The organism is Leucothrix arctica, from assembly GCF_003172895.1.
GTDB classification, from domain to species: domain Bacteria; phylum Pseudomonadota; class Gammaproteobacteria; order Thiotrichales; family Thiotrichaceae; genus Leucothrix; species Leucothrix arctica.
The window spans coordinates 127,169-143,772 of the sequence record NZ_QGKL01000009.1 but is presented as its reverse complement, the minus strand read 5'-3'; the positions used below and the strand labels follow the sequence as shown (position 1 = coordinate 143,772).

General features: G+C 42.4%; 13 protein-coding genes. 8 read left to right on the top strand and 5 right to left on the bottom strand.

Annotation, left to right across the window (positions count from 1 at the left end; genetic code table 11):
* Positions 1-116 precede the first annotated feature (116 nt).
* From groES to DKT75_RS02280, 4 genes are all read left to right on the top strand, one after another.
* Positions 117-407, top strand: a complete 291-nt coding sequence (gene groES / locus DKT75_RS02295; RefSeq protein ID WP_109821815.1) for a co-chaperone GroES — start codon at positions 117-119, stop codon at positions 405-407.
* Positions 408-454: 47 nt separating this feature from the next.
* Positions 455-2,110, top strand: coding sequence for a chaperonin GroEL (gene groL / locus DKT75_RS02290; protein WP_109821814.1), 1,656 nt, complete (start codon positions 455-457; stop codon positions 2,108-2,110).
* Between the two features lie 201 nt (positions 2,111-2,311).
* Complete coding sequence (gene rpsT, locus DKT75_RS02285; RefSeq protein ID WP_109821813.1) at positions 2,312-2,572, top strand: 30S ribosomal protein S20; 261 nt, start codon at positions 2,312-2,314, stop codon at positions 2,570-2,572.
* Between the two features lie 162 nt (positions 2,573-2,734).
* Positions 2,735-3,763: a zinc-binding metallopeptidase family protein gene (locus tag DKT75_RS02280; protein ID WP_109821812.1), complete on the top strand. Its 1,029-nt coding sequence runs from the start codon at positions 2,735-2,737 to the stop codon at positions 3,761-3,763.
* A 70-nt stretch (positions 3,764-3,833) separates the two neighbouring features.
* Here DKT75_RS02280 and DKT75_RS02275 read toward each other — a convergent pair whose 3' ends face one another.
* From DKT75_RS02275 to DKT75_RS02255, 5 genes are all read right to left on the bottom strand, one after another.
* Positions 3,834-5,543 carry a proline--tRNA ligase gene (locus DKT75_RS02275; RefSeq protein WP_109821811.1) on the bottom strand — a complete coding sequence of 570 codons (1,710 nt, stop codon included), beginning with the start codon at positions 5,541-5,543 and terminating at the stop codon, positions 3,834-3,836.
* A gap of 107 nt (positions 5,544-5,650) precedes the next feature.
* Entirely contained in the window at positions 5,651-6,100 is a 450-nt protein-coding gene (locus DKT75_RS02270; RefSeq protein WP_158278781.1) for a DUF4124 domain-containing protein, read from the bottom strand.
* Between the two features lie 203 nt (positions 6,101-6,303).
* Positions 6,304-7,986: a helix-hairpin-helix domain-containing protein gene (locus DKT75_RS02265; protein ID WP_109821809.1), complete on the bottom strand. Its 1,683-nt coding sequence runs from the start codon at positions 7,984-7,986 to the stop codon at positions 6,304-6,306.
* Between the two features lie 199 nt (positions 7,987-8,185).
* The gene (locus DKT75_RS02260) at positions 8,186-9,481 is read right to left on the bottom strand and encodes an OmpA family protein (RefSeq protein WP_109821808.1); all 1,296 of its coding nucleotides are present in this window, start codon (positions 9,479-9,481) and stop codon (positions 8,186-8,188) included.
* A gap of 250 nt (positions 9,482-9,731) precedes the next feature.
* Positions 9,732-10,235, bottom strand: a complete 504-nt coding sequence (locus DKT75_RS02255; RefSeq protein WP_109821807.1) for a paraquat-inducible protein A — start codon at positions 10,233-10,235, stop codon at positions 9,732-9,734.
* Positions 10,236-10,552: 317 nt separating this feature from the next.
* Between DKT75_RS02255 and DKT75_RS02250 the strand changes: the two genes are divergently transcribed.
* The 4 genes from DKT75_RS02250 to greA all read left to right on the top strand — a co-directional run bounded on the left by DKT75_RS02250 (position 10,553) and on the right by greA (position 16,591).
* A complete protein-coding gene (locus DKT75_RS02250) occupies positions 10,553-11,479 on the top strand; it encodes a hypothetical protein (protein WP_146201307.1) in 927 nt (308 codons plus the stop codon).
* Between the two features lie 262 nt (positions 11,480-11,741).
* A complete protein-coding gene (gene carA, locus DKT75_RS02245; RefSeq protein ID WP_109821835.1) occupies positions 11,742-12,878 on the top strand; it encodes a glutamine-hydrolyzing carbamoyl-phosphate synthase small subunit in 1,137 nt (378 codons plus the stop codon).
* 6 nt (positions 12,879-12,884) lie between these two features.
* Positions 12,885-16,112, top strand: a complete 3,228-nt coding sequence (gene carB / locus DKT75_RS02240) for a carbamoyl-phosphate synthase large subunit (RefSeq protein ID WP_109821805.1) — start codon at positions 12,885-12,887, stop codon at positions 16,110-16,112.
* Positions 16,112-16,591, top strand: coding sequence for a transcription elongation factor GreA (gene greA, locus DKT75_RS02235; RefSeq protein ID WP_109821804.1), 480 nt, complete (start codon positions 16,112-16,114; stop codon positions 16,589-16,591). The genes carB and greA overlap by 1 nt, the downstream gene beginning before the upstream one ends.
* The last annotated feature ends 13 nt before the right edge of the window (positions 16,592-16,604 follow it).

The following is a 16,604-nucleotide window of genomic DNA, read 5'->3' as shown; positions in this document are numbered from 1 at the left end:
ACTTTTCGTCACTTGAAGTTAGAGTATCTCGTCCCTATTATTAGCAGTCATAGACATAGAGTGCTAATTAACACTCTTTTGTTTAACTTAAAAACCTAACAATTTGGAGTGTGAACATGAATATTCGTCCTTTACATGATCGCGTAGTAGTTCGCCGTACAGAAGAAGAACGTACTACAGCAAGCGGTATCATTATCCCTGATAGCGCAACAGAAAAGCCAAACCGCGGTGAAGTAATTGCTGCCGGAAATGGCAAAATCACTGATTCCGGTGATGTGCGTGCGATGGATGTAAAAGTTGGTGATCAGATTCTATTCGGCCAATATGCAGGTACTACCGTTAAAGTTGATGGTGAAGAGCTTCTTATGATGAAAGAAGATGACATCCTTGCGGTAATAGAAGCATAAAATTGACCCCTACTACTTAAAATTAAAGAATTTCTAAGGTATATAGCATGAGTGCAAAAGAAGTACGTTTTGGTGATGATGCGCGTTCACGTATGGTGAATGGTGTAAATATTCTAGCTAACGCTGTAAAGGTAACACTAGGTCCTAAGGGTCGTAATGTTGTTTTGGATAAAGCGTTTGGTGCTCCAACAGTAACTAAAGATGGTGTTTCAGTTGCTAAAGAAATCGAACTAGAAGACAAGTTCGAGAACATGGGCGCACAGATGGTTAAAGAGGTTTCTTCACAAACTTCTGATACTGCTGGTGATGGTACAACTACTGCTACAGTTTTGGCTCAAGCTATCGTTCGCGAAGGCATGAAGTCTGTTGCTGCGGGCATGAACCCAATGGATCTTAAGCGCGGTATCGACAAAGCCGTTATTGTTGCTGTTGAATCATTGAAAGAGCAGTCAAAGCCTTGTACAGATTCTGCTGCAATCGCACAAGTTGGAACGATCTCTGCCAACTCTGATGAGACTATCGGTGGCATCATTGCTGAAGCAATGGATAAGGTTGGTAAAGAAGGTGTTATTACTGTTGAGGAAGGTACTTCTCTACAGGATGAGCTAGGTGTAGTTGAAGGAATGCAGTTTGACCGTGGTTACCTGTCTCCTTACTTCATCAACAATCAACAAAGTATGGCTGCTGAGCAAGAAGCTCCTTTCATCTTGTTGCATGATAAGAAAATTTCAAACATTCGTGACCTGCTACCTACATTGGAAGCTGTTGCAAAGGCAAGTCGTCCATTGTTGATCATTGCTGAAGATATTGAAGGCGAAGCGTTAGCAACTCTAGTTGTTAACAATATGCGTGGTATCGTTAAAGTAACTGCTGTTAAGGCACCTGGTTTTGGTGATCGCCGTAAGGCGATGCTAGAAGATATCGCTGTATTAACTGGCGGTAAGGTAATTTCTGAAGAAGTTGGTTTGAGTCTTGAAGCTGTAACTTTGGAAGATCTTGGTCAAGCTAAGCGTATTACTGTTACTAAAGATGACACAACTATCATTGACGGTGCTGGTGTTGCTGCTGATATTAAGGCTCGCGTTGACCAAATTCGCGGTCAAGCTGAATTGTCTACTTCTGACTATGATACTGAAAAGTTACAAGAGCGTGTTGCTAAGCTTGCCGGTGGTGTTGCAGTAATCAAAGTTGGTGCTGCTACTGAAGTTGAGATGAAAGAGAAGAAAGCGCGCGTTGAAGATGCGCTTCATGCTACTCGTGCAGCTGTTGAAGAAGGTGTTGTACCGGGTGGTGGTGTAGCTTTGGTTCGTGCGCTTAACTCTTTAGCTAAGCTTAAAGGTGAGAATCATGATCAAGATATGGGTATCAGTATCCTACGTCGTGCAATGGAAGAGCCTTTGCGTCAAATCTGCACGAACGCAGGTGACGAGGCTTCTGTTGTCCTGAATGCTGTTAAAGGTGGTGAAGGTAGTTTTGGTTACAACGCACGTACTTCAGAGTATGGCGATATGATTGAAATGGGTATCTTAGATCCAACTAAAGTAACTCGCGCAGCATTGCAAAATGCAGCATCAGTTGCTAGTTTGATTATTACTACTGAAGCGATGATCGCTGATGCTCCTGCTTCAGAAGGTGTAGCTGGTGGCGGAATGCCAGACATGGGTGGAATGGGCGGCATGGGTGGAATGGGCGGCATGATGTAATTGCTGCTCGTCTATCTGATGAGTCAAAGCCAGTTACTTAGGTAGCTGGCTAGTTTTTATGGGTACCGATTAGGGCTATATATAGCTCAATCGGTACTTGAGTTTGTGGCGCGTTAAAAAAATGAAGAATCACCTTGCCGAGTTAATCGATATGCGGCACAATACGCGTCTTATTTAGGAAGTCCGGTTCGGAGATTAGCTTTGCCTAACATTAAATCAGCGAAAAAACGTGTACGTCTTTCAGAAGATCGTCGTATTCACAAGAAACATTACATGACTACAATGCGCACACAGATTAAGCGTGTTATTTCTGCTATAGATGCAGGCGACAAAGAAGCGGCAGTTGCTGCTTATGCTGTTGCAGTTCCTGAGATTGACTCTGGTGTAACTAAGGGTTTGATCCACAAGAATAAAGCAGCTCGTCATAAGAGTCGTTTGAATTCTCGTATTCGCGCACTTTAATTAGTCGTGTGAGTTCAAAAAAAGCCGGCTTCTAGCCGGTTTTTTTGTGCCAGCGATAAACATAAAATTAAACAGTTGGTTATCTCTTTGTATATATTATGTGCCTAAAATAGCATTGAGGTATCATAGAAAAAATGACGTTTGATAAAGGATGTTGCATTCATGTTAGATAGAATGATTGCCCGCTTGTTGGATTGGCTGATCGCCACTTTAATAGTGTGTCTGCTGCTGTGGTTTTTTATTACTCAGCCGTTGCTACCTACAGCAGTATCTAATGACCTGCCTGAGGTTAGTGAAACAAACCTACGAAATCACTTAACAAACTTGAAAAACATTGAGTCTACTAGGGAAGTATCCAAAAGTACTTCGCTGACAGCGGACGATTATATATTTAACTACTTCTCTCGGTTAGGAGAACCTTCGTTACAAGGTTTTGCTACCGCAACAGGAAGATATAATAATGTTCGTCTTAGGTTGGGGCCGAAGACTAAAGAAAGGATTGTAATTGGTGTAAGGTATTTGGTGTTACCAGGAGCCATTAAAAGACAGAGTAATAATAGTGGCCTAGCGGTAATGTTAGAGACGGCGCGACTGTTCTCCAAGGAAGTTGGTGAATTACCTATGTCGGTAGAGTTTGTCGCTTATGGTGACTCAAATGCTGATACTGCAGGTGCAGGTAGTTTTCATCACGCTAAGGCGCTCAGTAACGCAAAGATACCTGTTAGAGTAATGCTTGAGCTTCAAAGTGTCGGTTATTATCGTAAGGTAAGTGACTCACAATCGTACCCATTCTCGTTTATGGCTGTCTTATATCCTGATAAAGGTAACTTTATTGCGCTTTCGAGTCGTTTAAATGATTTCATGAAGCTGCGCTCTGTGAAGCATAGCTTTAGTAGTGTTCCCGACTTATTGGTTGAGTCATTTAGTACGCCTGAGAATATCTCTGTCGTCAGTGGTGTTGACCATATCAATTATTGGCTAAATGACTATTCTGCTATTCAGATAGGGGATTTACTGCCCTTGAGAGTAGAAGGTGGTGAAAATGAGCTGGTGATGGATTATGAGCGAATGTCTCAAGTGGTAAAGGCTCTTTACCAAGTAGCTGTTAGTCAAGAAGTAGCAACAGATAATAAAAATGAAGGTTACTTTAGTGGTGTCGTTGCCGGTATATCCGGTTTCTTCGGAGGATAATGGTCTTTATAAGGTTCTTAAGATCAAAAAAAAGCAGCCTTTAAAGGCTGCTTTTTAATTTCGGCAATTATTAACTACTCAGTTTATTCTTTATGAAGTTAATAGCATCTTCAAGTTCTACGCTTTCAGCGTCGGCAGCAGTACGAGATTTATACTCGAGTTTTTGTTCCTTTAAGCCGCGGTCTGAAATGACGATTCTGTGTGGTATACCAATTAACTCAAGATCAGCAAACATTGCGCCCGGGCGAATATTGCGGTCATCTAGAAGTACTTCGATATTTAGATCACGAAGCTCTTGATATAGCTTATCAGCTACGGCTTTAACTTCAGCGGACTTGTTATAATTCAAAGGCGCTAGGGCGACCTGAAAAGGCGCCATTGCTGCTGGCCAAATAATACCGTTCTCATCGTTATTCTGCTCTATGCAAGAGGCTACGATACGAGATACACCAATACCATAACAACCCATTGTCATTACTTGGCTCTTACCGTTTTCATTTAGTACTTTTGCATTCATTGATTCTGAATACTTGGTGCCTAACTGGAAGATATGGCCTACTTCGATACCACGACGAATCTGCAGTGTGCCTTTGCCGTCTGGGCTCGGGTCACCATTAATTACATTTCTTATATCCTGAAACTCTGGTTCAGGAAGGTCACGCACCCAATTAACACCTTTAAGATGAACGCCTTCCTTATTAGCGCCACAAACAAAGTCTGCCATAGGTTGTGTTGCATAGTCTGCGATAATGCGTAACTCGAGGCCTACAGGTCCAAGTGAGCCAGGTTTACTTCCTGTAACAGCTTCTATTTTTTCTTCAGTAGCAAATGTTAATGGTACGATCACGCCATCAATTTTTTCTGCTTTGATCTCGTTAAGATTATGATCACCACGAATCAATAAAACAACGGTACTATCGTCTTCACCTTCAACAATTAACGTTTTAATTTGTTGAGTAGCAGGGATATCCATTACCTGAGCAAGATCATCGATGGTCTTGATGTTAGGAGTATCAAAGCTTTCCATAGTTTGACTAGCTTCAGGTCTAACTAGTGTACTTGGTAGGGTTGCTGCCTTTTCGATATTAGCGGCATAGTCACTGCTATCTGAAAATGCAATATCATCTTCGCCAGACTCAGCCAGTACATGGAACTCGTGAGAAGCATTACCACCAATTGAGCCATTGTCAGCTTCTACAGGGCGGAAGTTTAATCCAAGTCGAGTAAATACTTTTTGATAAGCCGCAAACATGTCCTCATAGGTTGACTGAAGGCACTCAGGTGTCAAGTGGAATGAGTATGCATCTTTCATTAAAAACTCACGTGAACGCATCACACCAAAGCGAGGGCGAACTTCATCACGGAATTTTGTTTGAATTTGAAAGTAATTAACAGGTAGTTGCTTGTAACTACTTACTTCTGTACGAATGTAGTCAGTTATAACTTCTTCGTGAGTAGGGCCAAAGCAAAATTCACGATTATTGCGGTCTGAAATACGAAGTAACTCTGGGCCATATTCGTCCCAGCGACCAGATTCATGCCATAGGTCAGCAGGCTGTACGGCAGGCATTGAAATTTCTACCGCGCCAGCATTGTTCATTTCTTCTCGAACAACGTTCTCAACCTTTCTCAATACACGAAGTCCTAGTGGTCCCCAAGTGTATAGTCCAGATGCAAGGCGTTTGATCATGCCCGCTTTAAGCATGAGTTGGTGGCTGATTACTTCTGCGTCAGCAGGTGTGTCACGCAGTGTCGAAATAGGGAACTGGGATACTTTCATAAGAGTCTGTAGGCTTCTTAAAGTTGATTTAGCAGAGCAGTATACTGCTAAATCAACGGTGCAGAAAGTGCCCTATATGAATGTATCTATAACGGTGCCTAGTTAGCTTAAATATCTTTACAGTTTTTGTCTAAGTCACTCTGGTACTTATTCATACGTTCGTCTATCTGTGTACTAGACAGAGCAGAAGGTTTTCCTTCAATAACGATATTAACGTTTTTGTTGTTTTGAAGTGTGGTGATATTATTTTTTAAGTTAGTACAGTATTTTATTCTTGCTGCAGACCGATCATTTTTATAAGGGTCATTTACCTTTTTAGTGTTCTTTGCAGGTTTCGCAGTATCTGTCGTTGATTTGTAGGTAGTTGTCGGTTGGACCTTGCCGATATTGGCTTTTATTTTATCACCAATTAACTGAGCTTTTTTTGGGTCTTCTTTTGGAGGGGTGGATGAGTAATGTACTTTACCTTCTTTGTCTGTCCATTTATAAATTTCAGCGCTTAGCGTCTGGCTAAAGCCTATCGTTACAAGGAGAAGAGGCAGTATAATTTTTCTCATTTTCAGTACCATGCTTATTGTAATTATTAATGTCAAAACCGTTGGGGATAGGTAATGACTTATTACTCAAATTTTAGCATGCCTTGAGGTTTAAAGTAGGGCCAGACTTGTCAGTTCGTCGTTTTTGTTGTTTTAAACTAACCACTTATCCATAAAAAAGCCCCCGACGTATCGGAGGCTTTGTTTACTTATATGGTGGTATCTTAAGAGCGGCCAGTCATAAAGTGGATGTAGTCTTGAAGCTTTTTCCATTCACCACGGTCAGCAAGTCCAGCTTGATAAGGCCAAGTTTCGGGCTCATGAAGTCGGTAATCAGGTCCAGCAGCGTCGATGATTTCTTTTAGTGTATCTCTATCACTCTCTTTAAGTTGAGCGTAAGTAGTGATACCCGCTTTGTTTAGCAAGCTTTCAAAGAATGGTCCGATACCTTCAATTTTCTTCAAATCATCTTTATTAGTCACTTCTTCAACAGCAGGTGTTGCTGTTGCAGCTGTGCCAGATAGAAAAGACTGATACTCCGCTAATTTGCCCCAATTTTGGCTGGCACAAAGTTTAGCTTGATGAGGCCAACTTGCCGGCTCTGCAGCACTGATAGAAGCTTTGTCTGAGTCGCTAAGGTAGCTTTTCAGAGTGTCACTATCTGTGCTTTCTAGAGCCTGGAATGAATTAATTCCGTGAGTAGAAAGTAGGGTTGCAGTATCTGCATCGATGCCACTAATGCGCGTCAAATCATCTGTTGAGCTACTTAAGCTTGCTTTCGGCGTTTTAATAGCAGCTTCAAGTTCAGTACTTCGAGGCAAATCAGGAGGAGTAAGTGTTGTACTTTCAACGACATCACCTTTATCAGTGACCTTGTCTTTAAGGGACGAAGCGCTTGTACTCAATGTGTCTACACCTGATGTAACACCATCAACAGCTTTGTCTTTTAGTGAGCCAGCACCAGCGGCAATAGCGCTTAAACCTGCTGTGGCAGCACCAAAACCTTTGCCTAGTCCACTTTTTCCAGCTTCAATACCAGCATCTAGTTTATCTTTGACATCAAGGTCTGGTAAGTCCATGTCTGGAAGGCTATCCATTGCCTTGTCTTTAAGTGATCCAGCACCAGCTGTTATGCCGCCTAAGCCAGATTTAACGGTATCAAGTCCTGCATCGATTCCGCCTTTCCCAAGATCCACTCCTGCATCTAGTTTTCCTTTAAGATCAAGGTCTGGAAGTTCCATGTCTGAAACACTGTCCATTGCTTTATCTTTAAGTGAACCAATGCCACCAGTTACGTTATCTAGGCCGGCTTTAGCAGCGTCAAGGCCGGTATCTAGCTTGCCTTTAAGATCAATATCCGGCAACTCGACATCAGGAATGCTATCGACAGCTTTGTCTTTCATTGCACTAGCGCCAGCCGCAATACCACCTAGTCCAACGGCAGCAGCGCCAAGGCCTTTCTTTAACCCGCCTTTACCCAAGTCCATGCCCGCACTTAGTTTCCCTTTCAGGTCAGGCTCTGGCATGTTTAAGTCGGGTAAATCTATTCTCGGTCTGTTTGCCGCAGCATCAAAATCAAGTTCATCAACGCTTAGATCACTTGTTTCGATTGTTGGAATAGAAGCATCGAGTGTGTCTTTAGTTAATCCATGTTCAGGGTCATAAAGGCGTTCGCGACTACTCGCTGATAGGCCTGAACGTTCCTGAGGTTGCGAAGCTTGCTGGCTAATGTCAGCTGATACACCAGTCGTCATTCCTTTTAGTTCAGCGTTTTCAGCTGTTTCAAGGTTACGACCGCCAAATAGCTTTTTAATAATCCAGCAAAATAACCAACCTAGTAAAAAAGCTGCTAGTAACATCAGCAAGATTTCTAGAGTGGCATCCATAAGTGTGTAATCTGTAGGCATTATTGGATTTCCTTCAGTTTACTAGAACGTTTACGAGAGCTAAGTGCCCAACAAAAAAGGCAACCTAGTAGGAAGGCGCCGCCAAGCATTATTAATAACGCTAGGCTGGCATCCTTTAGTTCGTGTGTCATTGTTACAGCGTGTTCAAACATTTTTTATCCTCAAGCACGATAATCTTTGAAATACATCATGTGGTCGCTTATTTTTTAACGGTTGGTATCAGCTCTACGCGTCGGTTTTGATGGCGGCCAGCTTCTGTTTTGTTACTAGCGATAGGTTGTGTCTCACCCATTGAAGCAACATCTATTTGAGCTGATTTAGCACCAAGCTTAACCATTAAGTCTTTGATCTCGATTGCTCGTTTAAGACCTAAGTTAAGGTTACTCTTTGCTTTACCGATACTATCCGTATGTCCTGTTAGCACAATGCTATTGCTTGGGCTTTGATTTAGCCAAAGTGATACTTCTTCAAAGTACTCTTTAGCAGCACCAGACAAGCGTGGGTTTGCAGAACGGAATGGGAAGTACAAGCGACTCTTCTGAATAGGGATATCCATATCAGCAGGGCTGTCATCCGCACTTTCCACGGTATCAATCGTTACTTCGTCTTTAGCATCACCTTGTTCAGGTGTCGCAGGAGTAGCGGTATCAGTAATATCGGTGGTACTCGGAGTGTCGTTGCTGTCATCCACTAGATCTAAAATACCATCACCATCAGTATCCATAGGCTGATCTAAATCTTTACCTACTTCTTCTTTGTCACTGATGCCATCACCGTCACTGTCCACAGATAATGGGTCACTGCTGAGCTTAGACTCAAGTAATGTTGGAAGGCCATCATCATCATCATCACTGTCTAGCGCGTCGATAGTGCCGTCGTTATCAGTATCAATGGGTTGGCTAATATTAGAGCCGATTTCAATACCATCTGAAATGCCGTCAGCATCACTATCTGGATTCATTGGGTCAGTACCCAGCTTTCCACTTACTTCAGTTGGGTCATCTAAACCATCAGCATCACTATCTACTGATAATGGATCGGTACCGTTTTTCAACTCGTCTACACTTAGTAGCGTGTCGTTATCATCATCATCATCTAATGCATTAATGATGCCGTCACCATCGGTGTCGGTTGGATTCTGTAAGTCAGTACCAAGTTCTTCATTATCTTTTATGCCATCAGAGTCGCTGTCGTCGTTGCTAGGGTCTGTTCCTAGGCTACGCTCATCTTCGTCTGATATTGCATCGTTATCTTGGTCGATAAAGTCTGTTGCGGCAACTTGTTGGTCATCTTCCTTAGGGGTGTTAGCGCCAGCAGCGACAACTATTCCTGTAGCGGCAGCAGTGGTTATCGCTGCGCCCTTAGCACGTTCGGCCGCGCTTGTGAATGTACCATTAGTGCGGCAAAAGCCTTTGATCATGCAGGTGTAGTACCACCAGCTACCAAAAGCCCAAACTGCAGCTAATAGCAACAGTAGCAATGCTTTTTTTATCATGACTTATATTATCTCCTGTGATGTTTCGATCTGCACCCGTCCCGGGGTGGCTATTTAAAGATGTTTTAGAGTCTTTATTGTCGAGTCTCGCGACTTGTATTCCAGTGAATCATACGATATTAACTGATTCAGAAAAACTTAAAGGTATGTATTTGTTGTAATCAACACATGCCATTTATCACTTAGTGGTTGCTATGACAAAAAGGTCCGCTAAATTTACGTGATTAGTTGAAATTTATTCAATTTGTATTCACTCTGCCTTTTTGTGGGTCAAGCTGTAAATCCAAAAGCTTAATATCATTGTCAACATTACCGATGCCGTAAAAATATAAAGACCATAATGCACTTCTACCTTAGCGAGTGCGCCGAGCTTCACGGATACAAGTAAAAGGGCGACGACGAACACATCTAGCATAGACCACTTCCCAAGGGTCTCAATAAGCGAAAGCGACTTGTCTAAGAATGAGCCTGTTTTATATTCAACATTAGTGATCAGCAGCAAGCTAATGATTTTGATGACAGGTATACACAGGCTAAAAATGGCAATAACAAAAAATAGTAACCACTCCTTATCTATATAAAGTGTTTGTATTGTTGATATCAGGGAGATGGTGTTTTCAATAAAATATAGCTTTTGAAGTGTAATCAAAGGTGCAGTGACACCAATGACTAGCGCGACAAGGCTACATAATAGAAGTAAGTTGATTGCAATACCTTGTGCGGTAAATCGTCTTATTAGTGATGAATTTGTCATGCTTGTTTTTTGATGCTCTCTCTATTTAATAGCAAATTTTTCTCTATTCTAGCAAATACAGCACAGTACGGCTCCGTTGCTCTTTATCTGATGAGATTAACGAGACATAAATCTTAATATTACCGCTTGTCGATTCTTTGCATACGCTTAGTTTCGATAATTAATCCTGTTTTCCTACCCAGCATTCAGTTGTGTTATTTCGTCAGGGTGGGAGTGGGACTTTTACATTACCTGCTCTAATCTATTTCCAATAGTTCAATGACTTAGTCAGCATGCTTTTACTGGTGTGGCTACGATATTACGAAATAGGTGCTAGGTTGAAAGTAAATATAAAAAATATATTAATAGGTCTGCTAGTAGTGGGCTTCTTTGGGTTGCTATATGCCATTTTAGGTTCAAAGCCTGAGATGGTTGCGGATAGTAATCTCCGAGTAGTGGAACCACCTCTACGCTCACCAAGTGCAGTATTGCAAAGTGCTAACTTAGGTAAGGTCGATTCAATACCTGCTCCTGAGTTAAACAACGAAGTGCTGTTGTATGAGGGGGAAGAATTTGTAACTGATAATTCAGTTCAAGAAGTTGAGCCTGAATCATTAGTAGAGTCGGCGCCAGTGAATGAGTCGGCGACTTTGGCCGACGTTGCTGAAGAGGACGAGTATTTAAGTCCGATCCCATTATTAGAGACTATTGTCGTTTTGGATGATGATGCTGGGATGCAGTTGGATATGACGGAAGATGAGATAACGCAGTCCGTGAGTGAGTTATCAACAACGGATGTGTCTGTTATTGCTGGATCTGATGAGTTTATAAATCTGAATCTTGTTGAGACCAAGCCTATCGAGATGGTGCTAATAGAAGGTGATGACTTAATTTTGGATGATGTCAACGAAGGGCTTAGTAAATTTACTGCTGTTGTTGATACGTTTGCTGAGAAACCAGCATTAGAGCCTGTAGCTACTATTACTTTCTATTCAGTGAGTGTTACGGCTGATGATGTTGCTGTTTCTTCAGTTGTTATGCCAGACATAGATAGAGAGTTAATAACTGGTAGCGACAAGGTTAGTCTTGAGTATCAGGCGACGATGAAAAAGCTATTTAGCGTGAAGCAGCAAATGGCCGAAGCGGATGCTGAAAATGCGAGATTGAAAGCCAAGTTTAGTTCAGTTGTGGATCAAAATCGTGAGTTGGCAATATTGATTAGAGATATTGATGTAAAGATCAAAACACTTACTGCTTCGAATTGAGTAACTTAGCTACAAAACTCCACGAGGCTTTTTACTGTTTAGCGTAGATCTTATTCTTGGATTCGATTAGAATAGCGAAGGTTTACAAAAACAAAAAACACGGGATGGGCTTTCTATAAGGAAAACCTGTCCCGTGTCGTATGTGGAGTATAGAACACATACAAGAGGGATGGATTCCCTACATTTAGTTCTAGCGATTAGAATCAAATTGTCAACAGCCGTTACGAGCAAACTCTGGATTTAGTCTACTGTGGAGGCAACGTTGAAAAAACGTGCACTTTTAGTCTTGGAAGATGGAAATATCTTTCAGGGCGAGTCAATTGGAAGCGATGGAACAAGCATCGGTGAAGTAGTATTTAATACGTCGATGAGCGGCTATCAAGAGATCCTAACGGATCCTTCTTATGCGCAGCAAATTGTGACGCTTACTTACCCTCACATCGGTAACGTCGGTGTTAATGAAGAAGATGAAGAGTGTGATCGTATCTTCTCAACTGGTTTAGTTGTTAAAGATGTTCCACGTCTTTATAGCAATTTCCGCGGTAAAGAAAGTCTTCCAGATTATCTTGCACGTAAAGGCATTGTTGCTATTGCTGATATTGATACGCGTCGTTTGACTCGTATCTTGCGTGAAAAAGGCGCACAGCGTGGTTGTATCATGGCAGGTGATAACTTGTCAGAAGCAGAGGCGCTAGCAGCCGCTAAAGGTTTTGCAGGTCTGAAAGGTATGGACCTAGCAAAAGAAGTGACTACTGAAAAACAGTATGAGTGGACTGAAGGTAGCTGGCAGTTGCCGCCTGAACCACAGATTACGCTTAAGTCAGGTGAAGGCCGCTTTAATGTTGTTGCTTATGACTTTGGTGTTAAGACCAATATCCTTCGTATGCTTGTTGACCGTGGTTGTAACGTAACAGTCGTACCTGCAAAGACAAGTGCTGCAGATGTATTAGCAATGAAGCCAGACGGTGTATTCCTGTCTAATGGTCCAGGTGATCCAGAGCCTTGTGACTACGCAATTACAGCGATTCAACAAATTCTAGAGAAAAAAGTACCTACCTTCGGTATTTGTTTAGGTCATCAGCTACTTGGTTTAGCAAGTGGTGCAAAGACTGCAAAAATGAAGTTTGGTCATCACGGTGCTAATCACCCTGTTCAAGACTTAGCAACAAACAAAGTACTTATTACTAGTCAAAACCACGGTTTTGCAGTAGATGAGGCATCTTTGCCAGCTACATTGAAAGCAACGCATCGCTCATTATTTGACGATAGCTTGCAAGGTATTGAGCGTACAGATTGTCCAGCATTTAGTTTCCAGGGTCACCCTGAAGCAAGTCCTGGACCTCACGACATTGCCCCAATTTTTGATAAGTTCATTGCGCTCATGGATACACAAGGTTAATTAGTCATGGCTAAACGTACAGATATAAAGAGTATTTTGATCGTCGGCGCAGGTCCAATCGTAATTGGTCAGGCATGTGAATTTGATTATTCTGGCGCACAGGCGTGTAAAGCGCTTCGTGAAGAAGGTTATCGTGTCATCTTGGTTAACTCTAACCCAGCAACGATAATGACTGACCCAGAGATGGCAGATGCGATATACATCGAGCCGATTCAATGGGAGACCGTTGCAAAGATCATTGAAAAAGAACGTCCAGATGCGATCTTGCCAACAATGGGTGGCCAGACAGCACTAAACTGCGCACTTGAACTAGATGCTGAAGGTATTCTAGAAAAGTACAACGTTGAAATGATCGGCGCGAAGAAAGAAGCTATCGAAATGGCTGAAGATCGCGAAAAATTCCGTGTTGCAATGGGAGAGATCGGTCTTAATTCTGCTCGCTCTGGTGTTGCACACACTATGGAAGAAGCGCGTGCTGCTCAAAAAGAATTAGGTTTTCCGACAATCATTCGTCCTTCATTCACTATGGGTGGATCTGGCGGTGGTATTGCTTACAACCGTGAAGAGTTTGAAGAAATCGTCGAGCGCGGTTTGGATATGTCTCCAACAACGGAAATTCTTCTTGAAGAGTCTCTACTGGGTTGGAAAGAATATGAGATGGAAGTGGTACGTGATACTGCTGACAACTGCATCATCATCTGTGCGATTGAAAACATTGATCCAATGGGTATCCATACCGGTGATTCAATTACCGTTGCACCTGCTCAAACATTGACTGATAAAGAATATCAGATCATGCGTAACGCATCGATTGATGTATTGCGTAAGATTGGTGTTGATACCGGTGGATCAAACGTACAGTTCTCGGTAAACCCGAAAGATGGTCGTTTGATTGTTATCGAAATGAATCCTCGTGTATCTCGTTCATCTGCATTGGCATCTAAAGCAACTGGTTTCCCAATTGCTAAGATCGCAGCCAAGCTTGCGGTAGGTTACACACTTGATGAGCTTCGTAATGAAATCACGGGTGGTGCTACACCTGCATCTTTCGAGCCGACGATTGATTACGTTGTCACGAAAATCCCAAGATTTACATTCGAAAAATTCCCTAAAGCAGACAAGCGCCTGACTACACAGATGAAGTCTGTTGGTGAAGTAATGGCGATTGGCCGTACGTTCCAAGAGTCTTTCCAAAAAGCATTGCGTGGTCTAGAGACTGGCATTGATGGTTTGGATGAGCGCTTAGACCTTACTGCTGAATACCCTAAAGATGAGCTACGTCGTGAGCTTACTGAAGCAGGTCCAGAGCGTATTTTGTACGTGGCTGATGGTTTCCGTTTTGGTTTGACTGCTGAAGAGTTATTCGAACTAACGTCAATTGATCCTTGGTTCCTTGATCAGATGCAAGAATTGGTCGAAATGGAGCAGGGGCTTGATGGTAAGTTCCTAGGTGACTTAGATAAAGCAGCGATGTTTGAGCTGAAGCGTAAAGGTTTCTCTGATCGCCGTTTGGCTAAACTAATAAACGTTAGCGAAAAAGCATTCAGCAAACACCGTCGTGACTTAAATGTACGCCCAATCTACAAGCGTGTAGATACTTGTGCTGCTGAGTTCTCAACTGATACTGCTTATATGTATTCTTCATATGATGAAGAGTGTGAGTCAGCACCAACAGACCGTGAGAAAATCATGGTATTAGGTGGTGGTCCAAACCGTATCGGTCAAGGTATTGAGTTTGACTACTGCTGTGTTCACGCGGCATTAGCGATGCGTGAAGATGGTTACGAAACAATCATGGTTAACTGTAACCCTGAGACTGTTTCAACAGATTATGATACTTCAGATCGTCTATATTTCGAGCCGTTAACGCTTGAAGATGTCATGGAAATCGTTGATCTTGAAAAGCCAAAAGGTGTAATTGTACAGTACGGTGGCCAAACACCACTTAAGCTTGCAGAAGCACTAGAAGCTAGCGGCACACCAATTATTGGTACAAGCCCGGATGCAATCGACTTGGCAGAAGATCGTGAGCGCTTCCAGCAAATGATCGAGCGTTTAGGTCTTAAACAGCCACCAAACAGAACAGCACGTAACCCAGAGCAGGCAGTGTTATTAGCTGCTGAAATCGGTTACCCACTAGTTGTTCGTCCATCGTATGTATTAGGTGGCCGTGCGATGGAAATTGTATATAACGAAGAAGATCTACGTTATTACATGCATAACGCTGTTCAAGTTTCAAATGACTCTCCTGTACTACTAGATCGTTTCCTTGATGATGCGATTGAAGTGGACATGGATGCGATTTGTGACGGTCAAAATGTATTGATCGGTGGAATCATGCAGCACATTGAGCAAGCAGGTGTTCACTCTGGTGACTCAGCATGTTCATTACCTCCGTACTCATTGAGCCAAGAAGTTCAAGATGAGATGCGTGATCAGTGTGTGAAAATGGGTAAAGCAATCAACGTAATTGGTTTGATGAATATCCAGTTTGCGATTAAGGGCGATGATATTTACGTTCTTGAAGTAAACCCACGTGCTTCTCGTACAGTGCCGTTTGTTTCTAAAGCGATTGGTCAGCCATTAGCTAAGATTGCAGCACGTTGTATGGCGGGTGTATCACTTGTAGAACAGGGTAAAACGAAGGAAATTATTCCTGAGTATTATTCTGTTAAAGAAGCGGTGTTCCCATTCATCAAGTTCCCTGGTGTAGATACTATTCTTGGCCCTGAGATGAAGTCGACGGGTGAAGTAATGGGTGTTGGCCGTAGTTTTGCTGAAGCATTTGGTAAATCACAACGTGGCGCGAATATTGACTTCCCTAAGAGTGGTGGTAAAGCCTTCATTAGTGTCCGTGAAACTGACCGTAAGCATGTTTTGGATATCGGTAGTCGATTGATTGCTCAAGGTTTTACCTTAATCGCGACACGTGGCACCGCCCGTTTATTAAACGACGCTGGCGTTGAGTGTACGGTGGTCAATAAGGTTCATGAAGGTCGCCCACATATTGTAGATATGATTAAGAATGACGAAGTTCACTTGATTGTTAATACGACAGAAGGTAAAAAGGCTATTAATGACTCGTACGAAATTCGTCGTGAAGCATTGCAGCGTAAGGTGACTTACACTACAACAATCACTGGCGCATGGGCTTTATGCGAGGCGATGGCATTTACAGCCAATGAGCAAGTTTACCGTCTACAAGACCTACATGAAGGGATTAACAAAGCATAATGAATAGAGCTCCCATAACAGCAAAAGGTGCAGAATTACTTTCAGCAGAATTACTGCGTTTAAAGACTGAAGTTCGTCCTCAAATAATTCAAGATATATCTACTGCGCGCGAGCACGGTGATTTGAAAGAAAATGCTGAATATCACGCGGCGCGTGAGCAGCAAAGTTTCACCGAAGGTAGAATCCAAGAGTTGGAGTCAGTATTATCTTCTGGTCAGATTATCGATGTTCAATCGCTAAATGTTCAAGGGCGTGTTGTGTTCGGCGCCAAAGTTGAACTTGAAGATCTTGAGACGGAAGAGATAGTTATTTACCAGATCGTTGGTGATATTGAAGCAGACATTAAGCTAAATAAGATTGCTGTGTCGTCACCAATTGCTCGTGCCTTAATTGGTAAAGAGGAAGGGGATGTTGCTGTTGTGAAAGCTCCAAGTGGTTTGCGCGAGTATGAAATTATCGCGGCAACTTATACAGATTGATATAAGTCGGTCA